This is a genomic window from Nocardiopsis sp. KDC1DS13DA1 (assembly GCF_055632325.1).
The window spans coordinates 281727-305928 of the sequence record NZ_JBVMUY010000029.1 but is presented as its reverse complement, the minus strand read 5'-3'; the positions used below and the strand labels follow the sequence as shown (position 1 = coordinate 305928).

Below are 24202 nucleotides of genomic sequence, written 5' to 3'. Positions count from 1 at the left end.
GCCACGGGGCCCCGGCCGTCAAGTAGCCCCGGCCGGTAGGCGTCGAACGCGTGTGCCAGGGCGGTGGCGGGCTACAGGCCGACCGGGGCGGAGCCGAAGGCGACCGAGAAGCGGTCGCACCAGATCACCACGCTCGTCATGCCGGAGAGGTCGGCGTCGGCCGGGATCGCGTAGTTGGCCGACCCGTGGGTTCCCCTCAGCTCGCCGAGGGCGACGTGGCGGCCGTCGCCGTACTTGAACCAGTCTCCGCCCGCCTCCTGGTCGGTGATCCAGACATGGAGGTCGGGACCGTCGCTGGTGGCCAGGTCCGCCAGGCGGACGTGCCGTGATCCGTCGGCCAGCTCCAGGACGGTGACGGTGCCGGAGGTGTCGTGCTCCTGGCTGACGAACTCGCCCTCGGCCAGGACCACGGGCTCGGCCTCAGCGTCCCCCTCGCCCTCCTCCCCGAGGGTCTGGTCCGTGTCCCCGCCGCCGCCCTCGGGGGCGCCCGGGGCCGCCACCGCGACCGGCGGCGGTTCCTCCACCGTCCGGGTGGTGAACAGCCGCCAGGGCTGGAAGGCCCACAGGCCCGCCGCCACCAGGACCAGGACGAGACCGGCCACCGGCCACAGCACCAGGGGGCGGCGCCACCGCCCCGCCTTCGGGGTCCGCGTGTTCATCGCTCCGCCTTTCGGGAGGGGTCCTCTTCCCCCCTGATTCGGAGCGGACGGCGGTGAGGCGACCCCGTTCGGCCCGATTCCTCACCGCCGTTCCGACCGAAGCCGGCTCAGCCGGTGCGGTCCTCGTCCTTCGCCGACCCGCCGCTCGCCGTGGTCCCGGAGCCGGCCGCGGCCGACTCGTCGTCCTCGGCGGGCTCACGGCCCGGCGTGGGCAGGTTCATCTTCTTGATGAGGAACATGAACACGAAGTAGTAGAGGAAGAAGTAGGCGATGCCCATCGCCAGGATCCACACGAGCCCCGTCGTGTTCGACTTCGTGGCGTTGATGAGCAGGTCGATCGCTCCCGCCGAGAAGCCGAAGCCCAGGTGGGCGTCGATCGCGTTGAGCACGGCCATCGCGACGCCGGTCAGCACGATGTGCACCGCGAACAGCACCGGGGCGGCGAAGATGAACGCGTACTCGATCGGCTCGGTGATGCCCGTGACGAACGCCGTCAGCGCGGCGGCGATCATGAGGCTGCCGATGTTCGCGCGCTGGGACGGGTGGGCGCAGCGCCAGATCGCCAGCGCGGCACCGGGCAGACCGAACATCAGGACGGGGAAGAAGCCCGACAGGAAGCCGCCCGCGGTCGGGTCGCCCGCCAGGTAGCGGTTGATCTCGCCCAGGTACACGGTGCCCGTCGCCGGGTCGGTGTACTCGCCGAACACGAACCACACGACCGAGTTGACGATGTGGTGCAGGCCCAGGGGCAGCAGCAGGCGGTTGATCACGCCGTACAGCCCCGCGCCGACCGACCCGGCGCCGATGATCCACGCCCCCAGGTCGTTGATCCAGCCGCCGACGGTGGGCCAGACGAGCCCGAAGACCACGGCGATCAGGGTGGCGACCGCGGCCATGAGGATCGGCACGAAGCGGCGGCCGCCGAAGAAGCCCAGCCATGTGGGCAGCTTGATCCGGTGGTAGCGCTGCCACAGCACCGCCGTGACGACACCGATGACGATGCCGCCGAGGACGTCGCTGGGGTTCTTCACCCCCCAGTTGACGACGGACGCGGAGTCCACCACCAGTGTGACCCGTTCGCCGATCTCCCCGCCCTGTTCGAAGAAGAGCAGTTTGGTGACGCGGTCGAACACCAGGTAGCCGACCAGGGCGGCCAGTGCGGTCGAGCCGTCCGCACGCTTGGCGAACCCGATCGCCACACCGACCGCGAAGAGCAGCGGCATCGCCTCGAACAGGGCGTTGCCCGCCTGGCCGATCACGCCGGCGACGGTCTCCATCCAGCTCATTCCGGGCCAGCTGGCGACACCGTCGGCGCCCAACAGGTCGGGTTGCCCGAGGCGCAGGAGGAGGGCGGCGGCGGGCAGGACCGCGATGGGCATCATCATGCTGCGGCCCAGGCGTTGCAGCACTGCCAGGGAGCTGGACGACCGTGGGGGCGTCGACCGTTCAGCCGTGGCGGGGGATGGGTCCGGACTCATGGGGGGCCTTTCTCGGACTGCGCCCTCCGGGCGCGATGTGGGGGGCGTGCGGCCGACCCCCGTCCGTCACGACGGGCGGCATCCGCCGCGCACCCCCTCCTCAGTCGCCGTGCCGACGGGGGTCCAGCCGCGAGTGCAGCTGGTAGCGGTCGGCTCGGTAGGTGGACAGCGCCAGTTCCACGCACTGTCCCTTGGTGAAGCTCCGGCGCTGCATGACGAGCACCGGGCTCCCGGCGGGCAGACCGAGCAGACGGGAGTCGGCGGAGTCGCAGATTCCCGCCTCGATGGTCTGCTCACCGGAGTCCAGCAGGATGTCGTACTCGTTCTCCAGGACCTCGTACAGGGAGCGCTCGGCGAGGTCGAACTCCTCCAGCCCGGGCACCATCGCGGCGGGGATGTTGGAGCGCTCGACCGCCATGGGCTCGTCGTCGGCGGTGCGCATCCGCTCGATGTGGTGGACCAGGGTGCCGGGTGCGATGTCGAGCATGCGCGCGGTGTGGCCGCTGGCCGGGATGACCTGGCGGATCAGCTCCCGGGCGCCGGGCTCGTACCCGCGGGCGCGCATGTCCTCGCTGAAGGAGGCCAGGACGAGGGACATCTCGATCTTGGGGCGGGCGATGAAGGTGCCCTTGCCCGGGACCCGGTACAGGCGGCCCTCGGACACGAGCAGGTCGATGGTCTGGCGCACGGTCATGCGCGAGAGCTGGTAGGTGGCGCTCAGTTCACGCTCGGACGGGATCATGTCGTCCACACCCAGTCCGGACTCCGTGATCCAGTCCAGGAGCAGGTCACGGAGTTGGCTGTACTTGGGGAGCGGGTTGCTGGGGTCGATCGACATGGGCGGACGGCCTTCTCGTTCGGCGGGTGAGGTCGGCGTACGACTCTAACGCCACGGGCCCCGGCGACCCCGGCCGGTGTGACCGACCCGTCCCCGGGAGAATCAGGACAAGACTGGTATAGTCCGGACTAGACCACAGCTCCGTCCGCGTGTCAATACATTCCGCGCACGGCGGCCCGCACCCCAGGGAAGGTTCTCCATGACCACCACGACGAGCGTCATGCGCTCCGAGATCGCCGAACAGCCCGAGGCCCTCCGCCGCACGTTCGCGGAGCTGCTCCCGCTGCGCCCGGAGATCGAGGCTCTGGGCCGCTCCACCCAGCACGTGCTCTTCATCGCGCGCGGCTCCTCCGACAACGCCGCGGTCTACGGCAGCTACCTGCTCCAGGCCCACGCCGGCCGCCTGGCCACCCTGGGCTCGCCCTCCATCGCCACCACCTACGGTGCCAAGATCGACCTCTCCGGGGTCCTCGCCGTGGCCATCTCCCAGTCCGGCAAGACCGAGGAGATCGTCGAGACCATGCGCTGGGCGGCCGACTGCGGCGCCCGCACCGTGGGCGTCACCAACGGCGCCGACTCGCCGCTGGCGACCGAGGCCGACGTCGCCCTGGTCACCCGGGCGGGGAGCGAGGTCGCGGTGCCCGCCACGAAGACCTACAACACCCAGCTGGCCGCCCTCGCGGTCCTCGCCCTGGGGCTGGGGGCCGACCTCGACGCGGGTGACCTGGAGCGCGTCTCCGAAGGTATCGAGCAGACCCTCGCCGCGCCCACCGACGCGCTGGAGGAGATCGTCGAGCGTATGGTCGCGGTCCACGGCGCCGTCATCTCCGGCCGCGGCATGGCCTTCTCCACCGCGCTGGAGGCCGCGCTCAAGCTCAAGGAGGCCTGCTACCTGCACGCCATGGGCCTGTCCTACGCCGACCTCCAGCACGGGCCCATCGCCGTCGTCGACCCGCGCACCCCCGCGCTGCTGGTCGCCGCCCCCTCCGGGCCCACCCTCCAGGGCACGGTCGCCCTGGCCGACCGCGTCCGCTCCGCCGGGGCGCCGGTCTTCGGCTTCGGCGGCGGTGACGCCCTCGCCGCGGCCAGCGACCTGTCCGTTCCCGTCCCGGACGTGCCCGAGTGGGTCGCCCCGATGAACCTCATCGTCCCGGCGCAGCTGCTCACCGAGCGCCTCGCCCGCCGTCTGGGCTACAACCCCGACGTCCCGCGCGGTCTGAACAAGGTCACCCAGACCTCCTGATCCCCATTCGCACCCATGGCCCGGGAGGTCACTCCAGCCTCCTCAACCCCGATCAGTGCACACTGGTCCAGACCGGCCGCCCGGAAAACCTGGTGCGGCGGGGGCCGTGGCCCTAGGCTGTGCTTGTTTTGGACCGCCGCTCCGCTTCGGCCCGTGTTCGGGCGCCCATGCGGCCGGGGACTCCCCATCCCGGGCCGCGCCTGACGCTCGTTCCTCGCTCGCGGCCTGCCCCGTCTCGCGGAACCCTGGCGGCGCCCGAACCTCAACCCACGGGGGAGCTCCCCGTCTGTACACGTAACGGAGGACCCAATGGCGGACAAGGCGACCGCGATCGTGGCCGGGCTCGGCGGCGCGGACAACATCGAGGACATCGAGGCGTGCATCACCCGGCTGCGCACCGAGGTCAGGGACCCCTCCCTGGTGGACGAGAAGGCCCTGAAGGCCGCGGGCGCCCACGGTGTCATGAGCTCGGGCAGCGTCGTCCAGGTGGTCGTGGGGCCGGAGGCCGACACCCTCACCGACGACATCCAGGACCTGCTCGACTGACCACCCCACGAGAAAGGCTTCCCCCCACATGTCGGACCACGCCCTCAGCGTCCTGGCCCCCGTACCGGGCACGGCGCGCCCCCTCGACACGGTTCCCGACCCGGTCTTCTCCCAGAGCATGGTCGGACCCGGAGTGGCGGTCCACCCCGACTCCGGGACGGACGGCGCGGACGCCCTCCAGGAGGCGCGCTCGCCCATCGCCGGAACGGTGGTCAAGCTCCACCCGCACGCGTTCGTCGTGATGGCCCCGGACGGGAACCGCGGCGTCCTGGTGCACCTGGGCATCGACACCGTCGAACTGGCGGGGGAGGGGTTCTCCCTCCTCGTCGAACAGGGAGACGAGGTGGCCGCGGGCACCCCGGTGGTGCGGTGGTCCCCGGGCCGGGTCGCGGCGCTGGGCAAGTCCCCGGCCGTGCCCGTGGTCGCCCTGGACGCCGCCCCCGACGCTCTCAACGACTCCGCCGACGGAGCGGTGGACCACGGCCAACCGCTCTTCACCTGGCGGTGAACCCCGAGAGCGTCCGGGTGGATCCGGGCCCGTCCGGCGGGGACGGATCCACCCGGACGCGTTGAGGCGGTAGTCTCCGGCGAGCCCACCCTTTCACCGGAGACGGGACCCGCCATGAGACTGTCCGTTCCACGCGCCCTGGCCCCGGTCTGCGTGGGCCTGGCACTGATCGCGTCCGCCTGCACCACGGGGGAGGTGGGGTCCTCGCCCCAGACCGACGAACCAGGGCCCGGCGCGAGCACGGAGCCCTTCGAGCCGGTCCTGGCTCCGCGCGTGCTGGAGGAGATGGACCTCGACACCAAGATCGGGCAACTGCTCGTCCTGACCGCACAGGGCACCACCGCCGCGGAGAACGCCGCCCAGATCGAGGCGTACCGCCCCGGCGGCCTCATCTACTTCGACGCCAACCTGACCGACGCCCCGCAGATCGCCGAGATGTCCGCGGGGCTCCAGGACCTGGCGGCGAACCAGGGCGCCGGAGTACCCCTGTTCGTCGGCGTCGACCAGGAACAGGGCCTCGTCGCCCGTCTGCCCGTGGGCACCCGCTTCCCGGACGCCATGGCGGTCGGAGCCACCGGTGACCCGGCGATGGCCGAACTGCTCGCCAGTACCACCGCCGCCGAGCTCACCGCGCTCGGGATCAACCTCGACTACGCGCCGGTCGCCGACGTCAACACCAACCCCGACAATCCGGTCATCGGCATCCGCTCCTTCGGCTCCGACCCCGACCTGGTCGCCGAGATGGTCGTCGCGGAGGCCGACGCCTACGCCGGGGCAGGGGTCGTCCCGGTCGTCAAGCACTTCCCGGGCCACGGCGACACCGACGTGGACAGCCACACCGGGCTGCCGGTCATCGACCTGCCGCGTCAGACGTGGGAGGCAGAGCACCTGCCGCCGTTCCGCGCGGCCGTGGAGGCCGGGGTGGACGCCGTCATGACCGCCCACGTCCTCATGCCGGGGCTGGACGGCTCGGACAACCCCGAACCCGCCACGCTCTCACCGCGGCTCATCGACGGTGTCCTCCGCGACGAACTGGGCTTCGACGGTGTGGTCACCACCGACGCGCTCAACATGGAGGGCGTGCGGCAGACCCACTCCGACGGCGAGGTCGCCGTCCGCGCGGTCGAGGCCGGGGCCGACCAGTTGCTCATGCCGCCGGACCCCGTCGCCGCGGTCGCCGCGCTGCGCGCCGCCGTCGGGGAGGGACGGCTGACCGAGGAGCGGATCGACGCGTCCGTCCTGCGCGTGCTCACCCTCAAGGAGAAGCGCGGCATCCTGACCGGGATCCCGCCCCAGCCGGTCGACACCGGCGCGGCGGAGGCGGCCGTGACCGACCCCGCGCACGTCGAGGCCGCCCAGCGCGTGGCGGACGCGTCGGTGACCCTGCTCCGGAACGAGGGCGGCCTGCTGCCCCTGGCGGAGGGCACGCGCGTGAGCGTGCGCGGTGAGGGCGCCGACCGTATCGCGGTCACGCTCACCGGCGCCGGTCTGGAGGTCGTCGACTCCGGCGCCGACGTGGTCGTCGTGGGCACCAACGGCGCCCGCGGGTCGGCGGGCCAGCGCGCGCCGGTCGAGTTCGCGCTCGCCCAGGGGACGCCCGTGGTCGTGGTCGCCCAGGGCGGCCCCTACGACCTGGAGGTGTTCCCCGAGGTCGAGGGCTACCTGGCGGTCTACTCGTCGGTGGACGTGTCCAGGATCGCCGCCGCCCGGGTCATCGCGGGTGAGGTGGAACCCTCGGGGACTCTGCCCGTGGACATCCCCGGTGCTGGTGTGGAGGCGGGGGCCGGACTCGCCTTCTGACCTCTTTGTCCGATTTAAATCGCCGGAAGTGGTTGAAACGTGTCCGGAACGGGAAGAACCGTTCCCCGTCCGGACACTCGGACCCCCTCCGAGAACCGGCCGGGCCGGATCCGCGACACGGACGGAGGGGATCGGATGAACGGCACCCGTCGAGGCGTCATCTCGGACTGGGCCGGGGTGCTCACCACGCCACTGCTGGACGCCATCGGCGCCTGGCTCAACGACGAGCGCATCGACAGCGCCCACTACCAGAGGGTCATGCGCCCCTACTTCGACGGCAGCCTGGACGGGAACAACCCGGTGCACGCGCTGGAGCGCGGTGAGATCGACACCGCCCTCTTCGAGCGCGACATCGCCGACCTCCTCAGGCTCACCGACGGCGGCCGGGTGTCCGCCGAGGGACTCATCCACCGGATGTTCGCCCGCTTCGAGCCCGTGCACGAGATGTACGAGACACTGCGCACCGTCCGCGGGACCGGTGTGGGCACCGCGCTGCTGTCCAACTCCTGGGGCAACGGCTACCCCCGCGAGCACTTCGACTCCACCTTCGACGAGGTCGTCATCTCGGGCGAGGTGGGCATGCGCAAGCCCGAACCCCGGATCTACCTGCACACCTGTGAACGTCTCGGCCTGCGGCCGCAGGACTGCGTGTTCATCGACGACCTGCCGCACAACATCGACACCGCCGAGGGCCTGGGCATGACCGGGATCCTGCACACCGACGCGGCCACGACCCGGCGTGAACTCGACCGCCTCCTGGCACCCGACACCACGCACGGCCCCCCGAACGGCTCCGGTCCCCCGGACACCCCGGACGCGCGGGGCTCCCGCGCGGCCTGACCGGGACATCCCGGACGCGCGGGGCGGTGGCGCGCCCACCACCGGTTCCTTGGCAGACTCAGGGGGACCGCACACCACCCCGGAGAGCCGATGTACGTCTTCCTGCCCAGCACCGTCCCCGCCCTCGCCAAGGTCCTCCAGGAGGGGCGGGTGGACGGTGACCCGCTGACCGCCTTCGCGGCCGACCCCGACTCCGGCGTCGACGCGGAGGAGGCCGAGTACGACGCCATGTACGCGGCCGCCGACGAGTCGCTGACCCTGCTGGCGGCCGACCCCGCCGCCCCGCGGCGCCGCGTCGTGGTGGCCGCGACCATGCCCGACCACGTGGTCGAGCGCGTGGGCACGGCGGGGCCGGGGGTGCTCCGCGTGCGGATCACCGGTTCCGTGCCCTACAAGAAGCTGGCGTCGGCGCACGTGGACGACCCGGGCGCGGCGGAGGACGTCGCCGAGGCGGCGGCCGACCCGGCCTCCGGCGCGGTCGAGGACCACGAGCTGATGTGGTTCGCCGTCCAGGAGCTGCGCCACCTCGTCGAGGAGGGCGGCGCGTAGCGCCGGGCGCCGGGACGGTCAGAGCAGCCTCTCGACCTCCCGGAGGATGCGGCGTTTGGGGAGCGCGCCGACCATCTTGCGCACCGGTTCGCCCTCGCGGTAGAGGATCATCGTGGGAGTGCCCAGCACCTCGTGGTCGCTGGCCAGGTCGGGGTTGGCGGCCACGTCGATCCGGACGATCCTGAGCCGGTCGGCCAGGTCCCCGGCGAGCGACTCCAGGACGGGGGCCATCTGGCGGCACGGCGGGCAGTGCTGCGCGGTGAACACCGTCAGCACCGGTCGGTCCGACCGCAGTACGTCCTCCGCGAAGGTCTCCTCCGCGGTCTCGGTCACGAGTGTCGTCGTCATGGTCGGGGTCCCTCCATCTGGCACAGCGGCTCGGGCGCCTCGGGCAGTCGTGCCCGGGCCCGCGCCAACTGCGCGCCCACCTGGTCGCGCACCGTTCGCAGTCGGTCGATCAGCGCGTCGAGCTCCGCGAGCTTGTCGCGGTAGACGCTGATCGAGGCGGGGCAGGAGTCCCCGGTCGGGTGGCCCGACCGGAGGCACTCGACGAAGGGCCGGGTCTCCTCCAACCCGAACCCGAAGTCCTGGAGCAGGCGGATCTGCTCCACCAGCCGCAGGTCGTCGTCGCCGTACACGCGGTACCCGTTGGCCGCACGACGCTCGGGCAGCAGCCCGAGGGATGCGTAGTACCGCAGGGTCCGGGTGCTGACCCCGGCCCGTTCCGCGAGTTCACCGATGCGCATGCCAGTGACGGTAGACCTTGACGCCGACGTCAGGGCAAGGCCGGTGGCGGCAGCGCAGGTGCCGCCGGACCCGGGCGCCGACCCGCGGGACGCCGGTCCGTTCCGGAAGCGCGGTCAGCACGAGTCCCTCGTCCAGCGGGAGGTACGAGGTCGGGGTTTTCGTCGACTCCTTCGTCGAGGACGTCCGGCAGTTGGCCGAGACCGTGCACGTCGGGTGGCAGATCGCCCAGCACGGCGACGGCCACGGGGGCGGCTGAGGCGCCCCGCCCGCCGGGCGGGGCGCAGAGGGTCAGCGCCGCCAGAACAGGTGGTGGGTGACCCCGCTGGGGCTCGGCACCACCTCGTGGTGGAAGCGGTCCTCCAGCTCGTCGGGGCTGTCCCACAGCTTCTCGCCCCTGCCGAGGTCGACCGGAGCGACCGCGACGTGCATCGTGTCGACCAGGTCGGCCGCCAGGAACGCGCGGACGGTGGCGACACCGCCGCCCAGGCGCACGTCCTTCCCGTCGGCCGCCTCCCTCGCGCGCTCCAGCGCCTCCTCCGGTGTCGCGTCGATGAAGTGGAAGGTGGTGTCGGACAGGGTGAAGGACGGGCGTTCGTGGTGCGTGAGCACGAAGACCGGCGTGTGGAACGGCGGGTTGTCGCCCCACCAGCCCTTCCACTCGTAGTCCCTCCACGGGCCGCGCTGGGGGCCGAACTTGTTGCGCCCCATGATCTCCGCGCCGATGTTGCGGTGGAACTCGCGGGTCATGTAGTCGTCCAGGCCGCGTGTACCGCCGGGGTCGGTGCGGTTCGGCCAGCTCGCGGTGGCGCCCGCCCACGAGAGCAGGCCGGCGGGGTCCGCGTGCCCGAAGGGGTGTTCCAGGCTCTGCCCCTCACCGGCGCCGAACCCGTCCCGCGACACGCAGAAATTGTGCGTTCTCAGCAACTGCGACATGCGTCCTCCTCTGGGAGCCAACTGATAGCGATTTGCAACCGGTGGTACCGTACAACCCCATGACGACAGAACGGCCGAAGGAGAGCGATCGCCTGCCCGTGCCGCCGGGAAGGTCGGGTTGCCCGATCAACCTGACCATGGAACTCCTGGGCGACCGGTGGAGTCTGGTCGTGTTGCGGGACATGATGTTCGGCGGCCACCGGCACTTCCGCGAGCTGCTCACGAACTCGGTCGAGGGCATCGCGTCGAACATCCTCGCCGCGCGCCTCTCCAAGCTCGTGGACGCCGGACTGCTGACCCGGCACGACGACCCGAGCCACCGGCAGAAGATCGAGTACCGGCTCACCGGGGCGGCGATCGAGCTCGTTCCGGTCATGACGCGGTTGGGCGCCTGGGGCGCCCGGTGGCTGCCGACCACACCGGAGCTGTCGATCCGTGCCGAGCTGCTCGCCGACGGCGGGCCGGAGATGGGGGAGCGGTTCATGGCCGAGCTCCGCGCCGTGCACCTCGACGGCCGTCCGCGGCCGGTCGACGGCGTCCTCGCCGAACTCACCCGGGCCTACGAGCAGGCTGTCTCCGAGGGCTGATCCACGGTACCCGTGCGGATGGGCGGCGTCACGGTATGAGGGTGGCGCCGCCCAACGGCACGGGTACGTGGTTCACGTGACGCGGTAGCTCACCCGCCTGGAGCCGATGAGCGTCGCGCCCATGGGGAGGTCCGTGCCGTCGTCGTCGGGCTCACCTCCCCGGATCACCTGGACCACTTCGGTGTACGGCTCGACGTTGGGCACATTCGATGACGCCATGGAGTCAGCTCCTCACCCAGGGGAGATGTCATCCGCGACTCCAAGCATCCTGACCTGGGCTTCCTCCCGGGCGGGGCCGCCCAGTGGGCCGTCTTCACCCGCTTGGTCACGAGAGCCTGACCCCGGACCGGCCGGTTCCCCGGCCGGTCCGGGTCGCCCGGTACGCACACACGGCGGTGGCCAGCAGCAGCGCGACGGTCAGCCCCCCACTGGCGAACAGCCCGGTCCGGGTGTTCCCGGCGGCCAGGAACACACCGCCCAGGGCGGTCACCCCGAGCACACTGGCCAGCATGGTGCCCGTGGCGTTCAGCGCGGCCACCGCCGAGGCGTGTCGCGGGCCCGCCAGCGCGGAAACACGCGCGATCAGCGGGCTGTACCCGGCCGCGTGGCCGCACCCTGCGACGAACAGCCCGGCGGCCACGGCCACGGACCAGCTGTCGCGGAGGAGGGCCACCACGACCGCCACGCCTCCGGCGAAGGCCGGCGGCCCCAGCGCCGGCAGCACGGCGTACAGGCGTTCCGGCAGGCGGGCCCAGGTCAGGCTGAGCACGCCGAACCCCAGCGCGTAGGGCACGAAGGCGACCCCCGCGGCCAGCGGTGACAGCCCCAGCCCGTCCTGGAGGTGCTGGGTGAGGGTGAACAGGAAGGCCGAGTAGCATCCCATGACGGCGAAGCACGCCGCCAGCCCGGGCCTCACCCCACGCTGTCGCAGCACGTCGAGGTCCAGCAGGGGATGGGCGGTGCGCCGCTCGTGCCGGACGAACACGGCCAGGCCCCCCGCCCCGCCGCCGAGGCACACCCAGGCCCACGCGCCCCACCCGTACTCGCGCCCGAACACCAGCGCGGTGAGGAGCGCGCCCGTCCCCGCAGCCAGGACCACCGCGCCCGGCAGGTCGAGGCGCTGGCCCCTGGCGCGTTCCCCGGTGGGCAGCAGACGCGGGCCCAGCGCGAGGAGGACCACGCCCACCGGCACGTTGACCAGGAAGGCCGGGCGCCACCCCAGACCGAACAGGTCGGCCCCGACGACCAGCCCGCCCGCGACCTGGCCGAGCGCCACCCCCAGCGCCAGCACCGTCGAGTACAGGCCGATCGCCCGGTCGAGCGCCCGCCCCCCGTGGCCGAGCTGGATGAGGGACATCACCTGGGGGACCATGAGCGCCCCGCCGCACGCCTGGAGGATCCGACCGGCCACCAGCGCGGTGGTGTTCGGCGCCAGTCCGCACAGCAGTGAGGCCAGGGTGAACCCGGCCAGGCCCGACAGGAACGCCCTACGGTGGCCGACCAGGTCGCCGATCCGCGCACAGGTGACGACCAGGACACCGGTGGTCAGGAGGTACCCGGCGACGACGAGTTGCAGGGCCGCGTCGCCCGCGCCGAGTTCGGCGCGGATCGTGGGCACGGACACCGTGGCGATGGAGCCGTCCATCGTGGCCATGGCCTGTCCGAGGAGCAGGACCGCGAGCCCGCCCGGGAGCATGGCCGTGGGCCGTGGTGCGCTGGTGTTGGAGGTCATGGCCGACAGCATGGGGGGCGGCCCCGCACCGGTCTTGACGATCCTTGCGCGTGGGCCGCCTACGCTCTCGACCATGCGGTCAACACGAACCGTCCGGACCGGTCCGGACCTGTCGGTGCACGCCGTCACCTGCGCCGACGATCACGCGGGCTGGTCGGAGCCCGAGGACTCGGACACGGTGGGGATCGTCCTGGCCCGCCGGGGCCGTTTCCGGCTGCGCGGCCGGGGCGGTGAGGTCACCGTGGACCGGACGGTCGGCTACGTGGAGCTGCCCGGCCGGGAGCGCAGCTTCTCCCATCCCGAGGGCGGGGACGAGTGCACCGCGCTCGTCGTGGGGCGGGAGCTGTGGGAGGACGCCGTCGACGGCCGGTCCGTGCCCGTGGCGTTCGGGGTCGACGGACGGGTGGACACGGCCCACCGCATGCTGCTGCGCGCCGCGGACGACCTCGCGGCGGCGGAGCGCCTGCTGTGTTTGCTGCACCGGGCCTTCCGGGACACCCCGCTGCCGGTGACCGCCTCCGGTCCGGGGCGCCGCGCGCTGGCCGAGTCGGCCCGGGAGGCGATCCTGGCCGACCACCCCGACGCCCGTGACCTCGTGCGCCTGGCCCGCCTGCTCGGCGTGGGCCCCGCCCACCTGAGCCGCACCTTCCGGCACCACACCGGGGTGACGGTCAGCCGCTTCCGCACCCGTGTCCGCGTGGCCCGCGCGCTGGACCGGATCGAGGAGGGGACGGGCGGGCTGGCCGGGATCGCCGCCGACCTGGGGTTCGCCGACCAGGCCCACCTGACCCGCGCGGTGCGGGCCGAGACGGGGGGAACACCGGCCGCGCTGCGCGCCGCCCTGGCCGGCGGTGCGCCCGGTTCCGGCGTCCGGCGGGCCGTTCCGGGCACGCGCGCGACCGGCTCCGGACACGGTGGGGCCACGGACCGGTCTCGTCCCCGTTAACACGCCGAACCGCCCATACGGCAAGATGGGTGCGTCCCTCGCCCCCGATCCCCGAGGAGTCCGCCATCAGCCGCCTGGTGCTATGGAACGTCGACCTCACCCTCCTCGACGTGGGCCGCGTGACGAGGGCCGCCCACGCGGAGGCCTTCGAGGAGGTCACCGGTGACCCCCTCGTCTACCTGACCTCGTCCGAGGGGCGCACGGACTCGGAGATGTTCTTCGAGTTCTGTGCCCGCAACGACACCGACGTCGAGCCCGACAACGCCACCCTCGAACGCTTCCTGACCGCACTGGAGGCGGCCTTCGTCCGGCGCGCGGACGAACTCCCCTCCAAGGGGCGCGTCATGCCCGGTGCGACGGCCTCGCTCGCGGCGGTGGCGGGGATGTCCGACACCGTCCAGACCGTGGTCAGCGGCAGCACCCGCGCGACCGCCACCGCCAAGCTCATGGCGTTCGGCCTGGACTCCTACCTGGACCTGTCCGTGGGCGGGTTCGGGTCGGTCAACTACCCCAAGTCCAGCCTGATCCAGACCATCCGGCTGCACGCGGCGGGCGAGGGCGGACACACTTACGCCGAGGGCGAAACGGTCCTGGTCACCAGCTCCGTGCCCGACGTGCGCGCGGCGGTCATCGGCGGCGCCGTCCCGGTCGCCGTCCTCACCGGCTCCGCGACCGAGGGGCAGTTGCGCGACGCCGGTGCGACGGCGGTCCTGGAGGACCTGACCGATCCGCGCGCGGTGATGACCGCGGTCCACCAGGCGACCACCCCCTAACACGCCCTCACAAGAGCCGCCGAACAGGGGCGTTCGCCGGGGGGACGGACCCCCGCAATCCGGTTCTTACAGTACGTAACCACCGCGTAACGGTGTTGGTCCTGTTCTCAGCGGAGAAAACCAGTAGCCTGGTCTGCGGGTGAGGGCGGGACAACGGCGTCCCGGAGCCTCGCCGACCTTCGCCTGTGCGCACAGGTACACACCCAACCACCATCCCCGTGCGTCCCTCACGGCCAGAGGGGTTCACGGATCCTCACACGAGAGCACGGAAGTTCACAGGTCACATGACCGGGTGTCCCTCCGCTGCTGACACGACGTTGCTCACAAAGGAGTGAGAGAGCCATATGTCCGGGCAATCCGACGTCTTCCTCCAGAAGCTGCTCAGTGACGCGGCCGCCAGGTGGTCCCCAGGGCCCCGGTTGAGCCCCCAGGACGCCGACGCCGTCCGCCGCTTCCTGCCCCTCTACTACCGCCACACGGACGCCGAGGAGCTCGCGGGCCGCACCCCCGAGCAGATCTGCGGCGTCGCCGGTTCCCACCGCGCCTTCGGCGCCGAGCGCGTGCCCGGCCGTGCCAAGGTCCGCGTGTTCACCCCCACGGTCGAACACGACGGCTGGGAGCAGCAGACCAGCGTCCTGGAGATCGTCACCGACAACGCTCCCTTCCTCGTCTCCTCCGTCACCATGGCGCTCAACGAGCTCGGCGCCGGTGCCCGCCTGATCATCCATCCCCAGATGACCGTCGGCCGTGACCTGGAGGGCGTCCTGCGTGAGGTCGACCCGGAGATCGGCGGCGAGGGCCTGCTGCCCACGGACGAGTCCTGGATGCACATCGAGATCGACCGGCAGACCGACGCCGAGCGGGTCAAGGAGATCACCGACCGCGTCGAGAGCGTCCTGGCCGACGTCCGCTACGTGGACGAGGACGCCGCCAAGATGAGCGACCGGGCGATCCGCATCGCCGACGAGCTCGCGGCCTACCCCGACCGCCTCGTCGCCGGCGGCGTCGACCCCCGCGAGATCGGCGAGAGCGTCGACTTCCTGCGCTGGACGGCCAGCCGCCACTTCACCTTCATGGGCTACCGCGAGTACGCGCTGGTCACCGACGAGAACGGCGACGACGCCCTGCGCCCCGAACCCGGCTCCGGGCTCGGCATCCTGCGCATGGACTCCCCGGCCTCGACCAGCTTCGCCGCGCTGCCCCCGGAGATCCGCGCCAAGGCCCGCGAGCCCTACACCCTGGTCCTGACCAAGGCCAACTCCCGCGCCACCGTCTACCGTCCCAAGTACCTCGACTACATCGGCGTCAAGAAGTTCGACGCCCAGGGCAACATCGTCGGCGAGCGGCGCTTCCTCGGCCTGTTCACACCGCAGGCCAACACCATGAGCATCGCCCAGATCCCGATCATGCGCCGCAAGCAGGCCGAGGTGCTCGCGCTGGCCGGGTTCGAGGCCGACAGCTACGACGGCAAGGACCTCATCGAGCTGCTGGAGACCTTCCCGCGCGAGGAACTCCTCCAGATCCCCGTCAACGAGCTGTACAACATCGTCCGCGGGGTCCTGCGCCTGCGCGACCGGCGCGGGACCAAGCTGTTCATGCGCCGCGACCCCTACGGGGGCCGCTACATGTCCTGCTTCGTGTACATGCCGCGCGACGAGTACAGCACCCGCGTGCGCCTGGACATCCAGAGCGCCCTCGCCGAGGCGTTCGAGGGCGCGACGATGGACCACAACGTCATGGTCGGCGCCGCCCCGCTCGCCCGCCTGTACCTGGTGGCGCGGGCCCGGCACGGGCAGACCCTGGCCGACATCGACCAGGTCGCCCTGGAGGAGCGCGTCCGCCAGGCCGCCCGCTCCTGGGAGACCGACTTCGACACCGCCCTCACCGAGCGCTTCGGCCCCACCCGGTCGACCGAGCTCAAGGACCGCTACGCGAGCGGCATGAACGAGGCCTACCGGGTCGACAACGCGCCGGAGATCGCGGCCGCCGACGTCGGCGAGCTGGAGGAGCTGTTCGGCCGGACCGACCACGACCGGCGCGCGGGCGAGTTCGGCGTCGACCTCTACCGGCCCGACCCGGACACCGACGCCTGGCGCTTCCGCCTCTACCGGATCGGTGATCCGATCTCGCTGAGCCACGTCCTGCCCGTCCTGGAGAACCTGGGCGTCGAGGTCGTCGACGAGTGGCCCTACGACATCACGGTCAAGGATGTCGGCCGGGTGTGGATCTACGACTTCGGCCTCGGTCCCATCCCCTCGTCCGACCTGCCGTCCGAGCGGCTCAAGGAGCTGTTCGAGGACGCCTTCGACGCCTCCTGGCGCGACCTGAACGAGTCCGACCGGTTCAACGGCCTCGTGGTGCGCGCCGGGCTCGGCTGGCGCCAGCTCATGGTGCTGCGGGCCTACGCCAAGTACCTTCGCCAGACGGGCGCCACGTTCACGCCGGACTTCATCGCCGACGTGCTCGCCGCCAACGTCTCCATCGCCAACCTGCTGGTGGAGCTGTTCGAGGCCCGCTTCGACCCCGACCAGTCCGATGCCGGGCGCGACGAGCGCGCCGACGCCCTGGTCCGCAAGATCGAGGGCGAGCTGGAGGCGGTCGCGAGCCTGGACCACGACCGCATCCTGCGGGCGTTCACGGCGGCGATCAGCGCCACCCTGCGCACCAACCACTACCAGGGCCACCCGTACCTGGTGCTCAAGCTCAACCCGCAGGAGATCCCGGACCTGCCGCACCCGCGGCCCCGGTTCGAGATGTACGTGTACTCGCCCCGGGTCGAGGGCGTGCACCTGCGCTTCGGCTCGGTCGCCCGGGGCGGTCTGCGCTGGTCGGACCGCTTCGAGGACTTCCGCACCGAGATCCTCGGCCTGGTCAAGGCCCAGATGGTGAAGAACTCGGTGATCGTCCCCAGCGGCGCCAAGGGCGGGTTCGTCTGCAAGCGCCTGCCCAAGGACGGCACCCGCGACCAGGTGATGGCCGAGGTCGTCTCCTGCTACAAGCAGTTCATCAGCGGCCTGCTCGACGTCACCGACAACCTCGTCGACGGCCGTGTGGTCCACCCCGGGCGCACCGTCCTGCACGACGGTGACGACTCCTACCTCGTGGTCGCCGCCGACAAGGGCACCGCGACCTTCTCCGACATCGCCAACGAGATCTCCCTGCAACGGGACTTCTGGCTCGGCGACGCCTTCGCCTCCGGCGGGTCGGTCGGCTACGACCACAAGGCGATGGGCATCACCGCCCGCGGCGCGTGGGAGTCGGTGGCCTACCACTTCCGTGAGATGGGCGTGAACGTCCAGGAGGAGCCGTTCACCGTCGTCGGCGTCGGCGACATGTCCGGTGACGTGTTCGGCAACGGGATGCTGCTGTCCCGGCAGATCAAGCTGGTGGCGGCCTTCGACCACCGCCACGTCTTCCTGGACCCCGACCCCGACCCGGCCGCCTCCTGGGCCGAGCGCAGGCGCATGTTCGAGCTGCCCCGCAGCACCTGGGCGGAGTACGACGGCGACCTCATCTCCGAGGGCGGCGGCGTGTTCCCGCGCTCGGCCAAGTCGGTGCCGCTCACGCCCCAGGTCAAGGCGGTTCTGGGCATCGACCCGGAGGTCACGGCGGTCACCCCGGACGAGCTGATCCGGTACGTGCTCACCGCCCCCGTCGACCTGCTGTGGAACGGCGGCATCGGCACCTACGTCAAGGCGAGCACCGAGGTGCACGCCGACGCCGGCGACAAGGCCAACGACCAGGTGCGCGTCAACGCCGACCAACTGCGGGTGAAGGTGGTCGGCGAGGGCGGCAACCTCGGTCTGACCCAGCCCGCCCGGATCGAGTACGCCCGCGAGGGCGGTCGGATCAACACCGACTCCATCGACAACTCGGCGGGCGTGGACACCTCCGACCACGAGGTGAACATCAAGATCATGCTCGACCGCGAGGTGCGGACGGGCGAGCTGTCCAAGGCCGACCGCGACCAGCTGTTCATCGACATGACCGACGAGGTCGCCTCGCTGGTGCTGGACAACAACTACGCGCAGAACACCGTGCTGGCCGCCGCGCGCAAGCAGACCACGGAGATGCTGCACGTCCACGGCCGGTACATGCGCCACATGGAGCGCACCAAGCTCCTCAAGCGCAAGCTGGAGGACCTGCCCTCCGACAAGGTCATCGCCGAGCGGCGGACGGTGGGCAAGGGGCTCACCAGCCCCGAGTTCGCGACGCTGCTGTCCTACACCAAGATCGACCTCAAGGAGCAGATCGGCCGCTCGGACCTGGCCGACGACCCCTACCTGGCCGACACCCTGACCGACTACTTCCCGACGCCGCTGCGCTCGGAGCGCTTCGCCCCGGGCGTGGCCTCACACCCGCTGCGCCGGGAGATCATCGTCAACCAGGTCGTCAACCAGATGGTCAACCGGTCCGGGGTGACCTTCGCCTTCCGGCTCAACGAGGAACTCGGCTCCAGCGCCGCCGACATCGCCCGTGCCTACCTGGTCGTCCAGGAGGTGCTCCAGCTGCGCAAGTACTGGGGTGAGGTCGAGGAACTGGACAACGTGATCTCGGTGGACAGTCAGCTGGCCCTGCTGCTGGAGACCCGCAAGCTCGCCGAGCGCTCCGCCCGGTGGCTGCTGCGCCACCGCAGCTTCCCGTTCGACATCCGCAGCGAGATCGGCTACTTCGCCGACAGCGTGGGCGAGGTCCTTCCGCGCCTGGTCGGCCTGCTCAGGGGACGCGACCGGGAGGCCTACGTCGGACGTAGGGACCGGTACACGGCGATGGGCGTGCCCGCCGGACTGGCCGAGCAGGTCGCCGCGATGGTGCCCGCCTACTCCACCCTCGACCTGGTGGAGATCGCGCACCGCACCGGACGCCCGGTGGAGAAGGTCGCCGAGCTGTACTTCGAGCTCGCCGACCGGCTCGACATCAGCTGGTGGCGTGAGCGGATCATCGACCTGCCGCGCGAGGACCGGTGGGCGACGATGGCGCGCTCCGCACTCCGCGACGACCTCTACTCCGCGCACGCCGACCTCACCGGGCGCGTGCTGGAGGCGGCCGACACGGACTCGACCGCCGAGCTGCTCGACGCCTGGTCCGAGCAGAACAGCGACCGCGTGGAGCGGGCGGGGATCACCCTCTCGGAGATCCAGGAGAGTGAGCGCTTCGACCTGCCGACGCTGTCGGTGGCCCTGCGGTCCGTCCGCTCCCTGGTGGACTAGGGCCTGTTCGCGAACGGTGCCCCGGGGAGGCAGCGTCCCTGCCTCCGGGGTGCCCGGACCCGGTCCGAAGCGCGGCGGAGGACCGGGAACACCGACGAGGGGACGGCTGACGGTTTCCTGACCGAACCCTGGGGAAGGGGGGACGGGGCACGCGGTGTCGAACGCGTGCCCCGTCCCCCATCTGCGCGTATCGTGTTCGTATGAGTGCTTTCGCGCTTCTGGGCTGACACGCGACACCGGGCCGGCTCGGCCGCGGCCGACGACGGCGCCGCCGTCCGGAGGGCCGACGGGCGGTGCCCACGACGGGGACCGGGGGCTGGCGGGGCGCGGCGGGTGGCGCGTACGGGGACCCTCGTACGGGGCGCACGGGAGAGGGTGAGAGCGTGCGGGAGACCGACGGCTCCGACCCTGACACGGGCTCCGGACCGAGACTGCTGGACCGCGCCCTGGCCCGGGCCGTTCGGGAGACCGGAGCCTCGGTGGGCTCGGTGTACCTGTGGGCGCCGGGCGATCGGCTCCTGCGGCTGGTGGCGCTGGCCGGGGGTTCCCGGCAGGTCGCCGCGCCGTGGGCACGGGTGTCGCTGGTGGACCCGATCCCGGCGGCCGAGGCCGTACGCGAGCGGCGCCTGGTGTGGGTCGGGAGCCAGGCGGAGCTGGCCTTCCGTTACCCTCGGCTCGCGTTCGTACTGCCCTACCACCTCGCGCTGGCCGCCGCGCCGATCACGACCAGTACCACCGTGTGGGGCAGCGTGGTCCTGCTGTGGCCCGGATCGCGTCCGCCGCACCTGAGCGCGCGCGAACGCGAGGCGGTCGACAGCGTCTGCGACCGGATGGGCGCGGTTCTCCAGAACGCCGCCGAGGACGGTCACCCCGTCACGGCCGGAGGCGAGCCGCATGTCTGGTCCCCGCCGCGTCCTCGCCGACCCGGACTGGTCGAGGCGCTGGCCGCGGTGGACTTCGCGGGCCGCCTCCCGGAGGGTTGCTGCTCGCTGGACCTGGAGGGCCGGATCACCTTCATCGACGCCACCGCGGCCGATCTGGTCGGGAGCAGTGTCCCGCACCTGCTCGGGGCGCTGCCGTGGCAGGTGCTGCCGTGGTTGGACGACCTGGGCATCGAGGACCGCTACCGGGCCGCGGTGATCAGCCGTCGACCGACGTCCTTCACCGCGCTGTGCCCACCGGACCGGCGGTTGGACTTCCGGCTCTATCCGGACGCCTCCGGTATCAGCGTCCTCATCACCCCCGCTGACGGCACCGTCGCCGCCGTCAACCAGGGATCGGGGCACGCGGGCGACGCGTCCGCGCCGACGGGCTCGCTGTACGACCTGATGCGGCTGGCCGCCACGCTCACCGAGGCCGTCAGTGTCCGGGACGTGGTCGAACTGGCCGCCGACCAGGTCATGTCCGCCTTCGGCGCCCAGGGTTTCATCGTGTCCGTCACCGAGGGCGACCGGCTCCGCGTCGTCGGCCACCGCGGCTACCGGCCCGAGGTCGTCGACCGCCTCGATTACTCCCCCTTCCGGGACGAGACGTCGCCCAGCGTGCGCGCCCTGACCACGGGGGTTCCCCTCTTCTTCGCCTCCCCCGCCGAGATGGAGCGGATCAAGGCCGACATCCCGCGGTTGAGCGGAAGGGCGTCCTGGGCCTTCCTGCCGCTGATCGTCTCCGGCCGCCCGGTCGGGTGCTGCGTCGTCTCCTACGACCAGCCGCACTCCTTCACACCGGAGGAGCGGGCCGTCCTGTCCTCCTTCGCCGGGCTGATCGCCCAGGCCCTGGACCGCGCCCGCCTGTACGACGCCAAACACCAGATCGCCCACGGGTTGCAGACCGGCCTGCTCCCGGCCGCCCTCCCCGCGGTGCCCGGACTGGAGGCGGCCGCGCGCTACCTGGCCGCGGCCCACGGCATGGACATCGGCGGCGACTTCTACGACCTCATCCGCCTCGACGACACCACCGTCGCCGCCACCATCGGCGACGTCCAGGGCCACAACGTACGGGCCGCCGCGCTCATGGGGCAGGTCCGCACGGCCGTCCACGCGACCGCCGGAGCCTCTCCCGGGGAGGTCCTCAGCCGGATCAACCGCCTACTCACCGATCTCGACCCGGGCCTGTTCACCAGTTGCCTCTACGCGCACATCGACCTGGCGCGGCACCGCGCCCACCTGGCCTCCGCGGGGCACCCGCCCCCGCTGCTGCGCCACCCCGACGGGCGGGCCGAGGTCCTCGACCCGCCACGCGGGCTCCTGCTCGGTATCGACCCGGCCGCCGACTACGAGACCGTCGAGATCCCCCTGCTGCCCGGCGCCGTGCTCGCCCTCTACACCGACGGCCTCGTCGAAGCCCCGGGTACCGACCTCGGTGACGCCATCGCCGACCTCGCCGCCCACCTCGCGCGGGCCGGACACCAGCCGATGGACGTCCTCGCCGACGCCCTCGTCCGCCACGGCCGGTCCGCCGCTCCCCACAGCGACGACATCGCCCTGCTCCTGCTCCGGCCGAGCGCGGTCGGCGGATGAGGCCGACGGGCCCCTCCCCGGCCCGGGCGGGGGCCGTCGCGTACGCCCTAGACTGGGGGCGTGGCAGAACTGGACCCAGCAGAGAAAATCAAGGAGCTCGCGGCGACCCTCGCGAGTGTCACCGCCGTGGTGGACGTCGACGCGATGCGGACCGAGATCGCCGAACTGCGTGAACAGTCCGCCGACCCCGAACTGTGGGCCGACCAGGAGAACGCGCAGAAGGTGACGCGGCGGCTCTCCAGTCTGGAGTCCACGGTCAACAAGCTCGGTTCGATCGGGCAGCGCCTCGACGACCTCGGCGTGCTCTACGAACTCGCCGAGGCCGAGGAGGACGACGACACCCGGACCGAGGCCGACGCGGAGCTGGAACAGCTGCGCAAGGAGATCGGCGAGCTGGAGGTGCGCACCCTCCTCAACGGCCCGCACGACGAGCACGAGGCCCTCGTGACGATCAACTCCCAGGCCGGGGGCGTGGACGCCGCCGACTGGGCGCAGATGCTCCAGCGCATGTACCTGCGCTGGGCCGAGCGGCACGGCTACCCCACGGAGATCTTCGAGACCTCCTACGCGGAGGAGGCGGGCATCAAGTCCACGTCCTTCGCGGTCCGGGCGCCGTTCGCCTACGGCACCCTGCGCGGGGAGCACGGCACGCACCGCCTCGTGCGCATCTCGCCGTTCGACAACCAGAACCGTCGGCAGACCTCGTTCGCCGGGGTGGACGTCGTCCCTGTCGTGGAGCAGAGCGACCACATCGAGATCGACGAGTCCGAGCTGCGCGTGGACGTGTACCGTTCCAGCGGTCCCGGCGGCCAGGGGGTCAACACCACCGACTCCGCGGTGCGCATCACCCACATGCCGACCGGCATCGTCGTGTCCTGCCAGAACGAGCGTTCGCAGTTGCAGAACAAGGCGACCGCGATGTCGATGCTCCAGGCCAAGCTGTTGGCGCGCAAGAGGCAGGAGGAGCAGGCCGCCCTGGACGAGATCCGCGGTGAGTCGACGAGCAGCTGGGGCACCCAGATGCGCAACTACGTCCTGCACCCCTACCAGAGCGTGAAGGACGTGCGGACCGGGGCGGAGACCGGCAACACGTCGGGTGTCCTGGACGGTGACATCGACGGCTTCATCGACGCGGAGATCCGCTGGATGCGCAGCCGGGAACGGAACGACGGCCAGGGCTGACCCTCGGGGTGTCCCCGTCCGGGGACGGCGACACGTGCGGGGGCGGGCCGCCCGGGAACCCGGGTACCACCGGGGCACCGGGGCCGTCCGGACGCCTGTGCGACCGGAGTGGTCCGTGTCCCAAAGGTGATGAGGGCGACTCCGCACTTTTACCGAAAGGGCTATATATGAACGTTATCATCGGTTGACGCCTCCGATATGCTCGTGGCCATCGCTCGACGGTGCCATGATCTGGGTGGTGTGCCACGATCGGGACAATCCGGGTGGCGTGCCCCCATACACTGTCGATTGGCCATGCGGCCGGTACGATCCCGCGGGAAGCCGTGCTTCGACGCGGGTGCCCATACCTTCGAGACCCTTGTGATGCGCCTGTGATCCACTTCGACAACGTCACCAAGGTCTATCCGACCCAGAAGCGCCCCGCGCTCGACGGCGTTTCCATTGACGTAGACAAGGGCGAGTTCGTCTTCCTCGTCGGCCCCTCGGGCTCGGGTAAGTCGACCTTCCTCCGGCTGGTGCTGAAGGAGGAGAAGCCCGACAAGGGGCGCGTCCACGTCGCCGGCAAGGACCTCGCGCGCCTGTCCAACTGGAAGGTGCCGCACCTGCGCCGGCGCATCGGCTGCGTCTTCCAGGACTTCCGGCTGCTGCCGAACAAGAACGTCTTCGAGAACGTCGCCTTCGCGCTCGAGGTCATCGGCAAGCCCCGGCGGTTCATCCGCAAGGTCGTGCCCGAGGTCGTCGAACTCGTCGGTCTGGAGGGCAAGGCCGGACGCATGCCCGGTGAGCTCTCCGGTGGTGAGCAGCAGCGCGTCGCGATCGCGCGCGCGTTCGTCAACCGCCCGCAGATCCTGCTGGCCGACGAGCCCACCGGAAACATCGACCCCGCGACCTCGATCGGCATCATGAAGGTGCTCGACCGAATCAACCGCACGGGCACCACCGTCGTGATGGCGACGCACGACGCCGCCATCGTCGACTCGATGCGTAAGCGCGTGATCGAGCTGGAAGAGGGCCTCGTGGTGCGCGACCAGACACGCGGCGTCTACGGCCAGGCGTACTGACCTCTGGCGCGCCCGCGGCGCCGGGTCGCCGACCACCGCTGCGAGGACACCGGC

General features: G+C 71.6%; 22 protein-coding genes. 14 read left to right on the top strand and 8 right to left on the bottom strand.

The window, feature by feature from the left end; genetic code table 11:
- Positions 1-71: 71 nt before the first annotated feature.
- The 3 genes from ACTVAJ_RS19415 to ACTVAJ_RS19405 form a co-directional block, all read right to left on the bottom strand.
- Entirely contained in the window at positions 72-659 is a 588-nt protein-coding gene (locus ACTVAJ_RS19415) for a DM13 domain-containing protein (RefSeq protein ID WP_470389608.1), read from the bottom strand.
- A gap of 107 nt (positions 660-766) precedes the next feature.
- Positions 767-2137 (bottom strand): PTS transporter subunit EIIC, encoded by a 1371-nt coding sequence (locus tag ACTVAJ_RS19410; protein ID WP_470389607.1) that lies wholly within the window; start codon positions 2135-2137, stop codon positions 767-769.
- 100 nt (positions 2138-2237) lie between these two features.
- Positions 2238-2975 carry a GntR family transcriptional regulator gene (locus tag ACTVAJ_RS19405; protein ID WP_470389606.1) on the bottom strand — a complete coding sequence of 246 codons (738 nt, stop codon included), beginning with the start codon at positions 2973-2975 and terminating at the stop codon, positions 2238-2240.
- 199 nt (positions 2976-3174) lie between these two features.
- Between ACTVAJ_RS19405 and ACTVAJ_RS19400 the strand changes: the two genes are divergently transcribed.
- The 6 genes from ACTVAJ_RS19400 to ACTVAJ_RS19375 all read left to right on the top strand — a co-directional run bounded on the left by ACTVAJ_RS19400 (position 3175) and on the right by ACTVAJ_RS19375 (position 8461).
- Positions 3175-4218: an SIS domain-containing protein gene (locus ACTVAJ_RS19400; protein WP_470389605.1), complete on the top strand. Its 1044-nt coding sequence runs from the start codon at positions 3175-3177 to the stop codon at positions 4216-4218.
- 309 nt (positions 4219-4527) lie between these two features.
- Complete coding sequence (locus ACTVAJ_RS19395; RefSeq protein ID WP_470389604.1) at positions 4528-4764, top strand: PTS sugar transporter subunit IIB; 237 nt, start codon at positions 4528-4530, stop codon at positions 4762-4764.
- Between the two features lie 28 nt (positions 4765-4792).
- On the top strand, positions 4793-5272 hold the full coding sequence (locus ACTVAJ_RS19390) for a PTS sugar transporter subunit IIA (protein WP_470389603.1): 480 nt from the start codon (positions 4793-4795) through the stop codon (positions 5270-5272).
- A gap of 114 nt (positions 5273-5386) precedes the next feature.
- Complete coding sequence (locus ACTVAJ_RS19385; protein ID WP_470389602.1) at positions 5387-7072, top strand: glycoside hydrolase family 3 protein; 1686 nt, start codon at positions 5387-5389, stop codon at positions 7070-7072.
- Positions 7073-7207: 135 nt separating this feature from the next.
- Entirely contained in the window at positions 7208-7912 is a 705-nt protein-coding gene (locus ACTVAJ_RS19380; RefSeq protein WP_470389601.1) for an HAD family hydrolase, read from the top strand.
- A 90-nt stretch (positions 7913-8002) separates the two neighbouring features.
- On the top strand, positions 8003-8461 hold the full coding sequence (locus ACTVAJ_RS19375) for a DUF6912 family protein (RefSeq protein ID WP_470389600.1): 459 nt from the start codon (positions 8003-8005) through the stop codon (positions 8459-8461).
- Positions 8462-8479: 18 nt separating this feature from the next.
- On the opposite strand, the gene ACTVAJ_RS19370 is transcribed toward ACTVAJ_RS19375, so the two are convergent.
- Both ACTVAJ_RS19370 and ACTVAJ_RS19365 read right to left on the bottom strand, forming a co-directional pair.
- Positions 8480-8809, bottom strand: coding sequence for a thioredoxin family protein (locus ACTVAJ_RS19370; protein ID WP_470389599.1), 330 nt, complete (start codon positions 8807-8809; stop codon positions 8480-8482).
- A complete protein-coding gene (locus ACTVAJ_RS19365) occupies positions 8806-9207 on the bottom strand; it encodes a MerR family transcriptional regulator (protein ID WP_470389598.1) in 402 nt (133 codons plus the stop codon). Before ACTVAJ_RS19365 ends, ACTVAJ_RS19370 begins: the two co-directional genes overlap by 4 nt.
- A gap of 17 nt (positions 9208-9224) precedes the next feature.
- Here ACTVAJ_RS19365 and ACTVAJ_RS19360 point away from each other — a divergent pair, with 17 nt between their 5' ends.
- The gene (locus ACTVAJ_RS19360) at positions 9225-9464 is read left to right on the top strand and encodes a hypothetical protein (protein ID WP_470389597.1); all 240 of its coding nucleotides are present in this window, start codon (positions 9225-9227) and stop codon (positions 9462-9464) included.
- Positions 9465-9496: 32 nt separating this feature from the next.
- On the opposite strand, the gene ACTVAJ_RS19355 is transcribed toward ACTVAJ_RS19360, so the two are convergent.
- Positions 9497-10141, bottom strand: a complete 645-nt coding sequence (locus ACTVAJ_RS19355; protein ID WP_470389596.1) for a dihydrofolate reductase family protein — start codon at positions 10139-10141, stop codon at positions 9497-9499.
- Between the two features lie 59 nt (positions 10142-10200).
- Between ACTVAJ_RS19355 and ACTVAJ_RS19350 the strand changes: the two genes are divergently transcribed.
- Positions 10201-10728: a winged helix-turn-helix transcriptional regulator gene (locus ACTVAJ_RS19350; protein ID WP_470389595.1), complete on the top strand. Its 528-nt coding sequence runs from the start codon at positions 10201-10203 to the stop codon at positions 10726-10728.
- Between the two features lie 72 nt (positions 10729-10800).
- Here ACTVAJ_RS19350 and ACTVAJ_RS19345 read toward each other — a convergent pair whose 3' ends face one another.
- Both ACTVAJ_RS19345 and ACTVAJ_RS19340 read right to left on the bottom strand, forming a co-directional pair.
- Positions 10801-10947 (bottom strand): hypothetical protein, encoded by a 147-nt coding sequence (locus tag ACTVAJ_RS19345; RefSeq protein WP_470389594.1) that lies wholly within the window; start codon positions 10945-10947, stop codon positions 10801-10803.
- 106 nt (positions 10948-11053) lie between these two features.
- On the bottom strand, positions 11054-12460 hold the full coding sequence (locus ACTVAJ_RS19340) for an MFS transporter (RefSeq protein ID WP_470389593.1): 1407 nt from the start codon (positions 12458-12460) through the stop codon (positions 11054-11056).
- A gap of 73 nt (positions 12461-12533) precedes the next feature.
- Between ACTVAJ_RS19340 and ACTVAJ_RS19335 the strand changes: the two genes are divergently transcribed.
- The 6 genes from ACTVAJ_RS19335 to ftsE all read left to right on the top strand — a co-directional run bounded on the left by ACTVAJ_RS19335 (position 12534) and on the right by ftsE (position 24148).
- On the top strand, positions 12534-13406 hold the full coding sequence (locus ACTVAJ_RS19335; RefSeq protein ID WP_470389592.1) for a helix-turn-helix domain-containing protein: 873 nt from the start codon (positions 12534-12536) through the stop codon (positions 13404-13406).
- A 29-nt stretch (positions 13407-13435) separates the two neighbouring features.
- Positions 13436-14179, top strand: a complete 744-nt coding sequence (locus tag ACTVAJ_RS19330; RefSeq protein WP_470389591.1) for an HAD family hydrolase — start codon at positions 13436-13438, stop codon at positions 14177-14179.
- A gap of 344 nt (positions 14180-14523) precedes the next feature.
- Positions 14524-19389 carry an NAD-glutamate dehydrogenase gene (locus ACTVAJ_RS19325; protein WP_470389590.1) on the top strand — a complete coding sequence of 1622 codons (4866 nt, stop codon included), beginning with the start codon at positions 14524-14526 and terminating at the stop codon, positions 19387-19389.
- 383 nt (positions 19390-19772) lie between these two features.
- Positions 19773-21905 carry a SpoIIE family protein phosphatase gene (locus ACTVAJ_RS19320; RefSeq protein ID WP_470389589.1) on the top strand — a complete coding sequence of 711 codons (2133 nt, stop codon included), beginning with the start codon at positions 19773-19775 and terminating at the stop codon, positions 21903-21905.
- A gap of 60 nt (positions 21906-21965) precedes the next feature.
- Complete coding sequence (prfB, locus tag ACTVAJ_RS19315; protein WP_470389588.1) at positions 21966-23087, top strand: peptide chain release factor 2; 1122 nt, start codon at positions 21966-21968, stop codon at positions 23085-23087.
- A gap of 371 nt (positions 23088-23458) precedes the next feature.
- Positions 23459-24148, top strand: coding sequence for a cell division ATP-binding protein FtsE (gene ftsE, locus ACTVAJ_RS19310; RefSeq protein ID WP_017596794.1), 690 nt, complete (start codon positions 23459-23461; stop codon positions 24146-24148).
- Positions 24149-24202 lie beyond the last annotated feature (54 nt).

What these genes read in the sequence shown, in the direction of transcription:
- ACTVAJ_RS19375 (WP_470389600.1), top strand. Translation starts at nt 8,003, where the DNA reads ATGTACGTCTTCCTGCCCAGCACCGTCCCCGCCCTCGCCAAGGTCCTC.
- ACTVAJ_RS19370 (WP_470389599.1), bottom strand. Translation starts at nt 8,809, where the DNA reads ATGACGACGACACTCGTGACCGAGACCGCGGAGGAGACCTTCGCGGAG.
- ACTVAJ_RS19405 (WP_470389606.1), bottom strand. Translation starts at nt 2,975, where the DNA reads ATGTCGATCGACCCCAGCAACCCGCTCCCCAAGTACAGCCAACTCCGT.
- ACTVAJ_RS19355 (WP_470389596.1), bottom strand. Translation starts at nt 10,141, where the DNA reads ATGTCGCAGTTGCTGAGAACGCACAATTTCTGCGTGTCGCGGGACGGG.
- ACTVAJ_RS19385 (WP_470389602.1), top strand. Translation starts at nt 5,387, where the DNA reads ATGAGACTGTCCGTTCCACGCGCCCTGGCCCCGGTCTGCGTGGGCCTG.
- ACTVAJ_RS19400 (WP_470389605.1), top strand. Translation starts at nt 3,175, where the DNA reads ATGACCACCACGACGAGCGTCATGCGCTCCGAGATCGCCGAACAGCCC.
- ACTVAJ_RS19395 (WP_470389604.1), top strand. Translation starts at nt 4,528, where the DNA reads ATGGCGGACAAGGCGACCGCGATCGTGGCCGGGCTCGGCGGCGCGGAC.
- ACTVAJ_RS19335 (WP_470389592.1), top strand. Translation starts at nt 12,534, where the DNA reads ATGCGGTCAACACGAACCGTCCGGACCGGTCCGGACCTGTCGGTGCAC.
- ACTVAJ_RS19340 (WP_470389593.1), bottom strand. Translation starts at nt 12,460, where the DNA reads ATGACCTCCAACACCAGCGCACCACGGCCCACGGCCATGCTCCCGGGC.
- ACTVAJ_RS19410 (WP_470389607.1), bottom strand. Translation starts at nt 2,137, where the DNA reads ATGAGTCCGGACCCATCCCCCGCCACGGCTGAACGGTCGACGCCCCCA.
- ACTVAJ_RS19390 (WP_470389603.1), top strand. Translation starts at nt 4,793, where the DNA reads ATGTCGGACCACGCCCTCAGCGTCCTGGCCCCCGTACCGGGCACGGCG.
- ACTVAJ_RS19350 (WP_470389595.1), top strand. Translation starts at nt 10,201, where the DNA reads ATGACGACAGAACGGCCGAAGGAGAGCGATCGCCTGCCCGTGCCGCCG.
- ACTVAJ_RS19380 (WP_470389601.1), top strand. Translation starts at nt 7,208, where the DNA reads ATGAACGGCACCCGTCGAGGCGTCATCTCGGACTGGGCCGGGGTGCTC.
- ACTVAJ_RS19345 (WP_470389594.1), bottom strand. Translation starts at nt 10,947, where the DNA reads ATGGCGTCATCGAATGTGCCCAACGTCGAGCCGTACACCGAAGTGGTC.
- ACTVAJ_RS19415 (WP_470389608.1), bottom strand. Translation starts at nt 659, where the DNA reads ATGAACACGCGGACCCCGAAGGCGGGGCGGTGGCGCCGCCCCCTGGTG.
- ACTVAJ_RS19325 (WP_470389590.1), top strand. Translation starts at nt 14,524, where the DNA reads ATGTCCGGGCAATCCGACGTCTTCCTCCAGAAGCTGCTCAGTGACGCG.
- ACTVAJ_RS19365 (WP_470389598.1), bottom strand. Translation starts at nt 9,207, where the DNA reads ATGCGCATCGGTGAACTCGCGGAACGGGCCGGGGTCAGCACCCGGACC.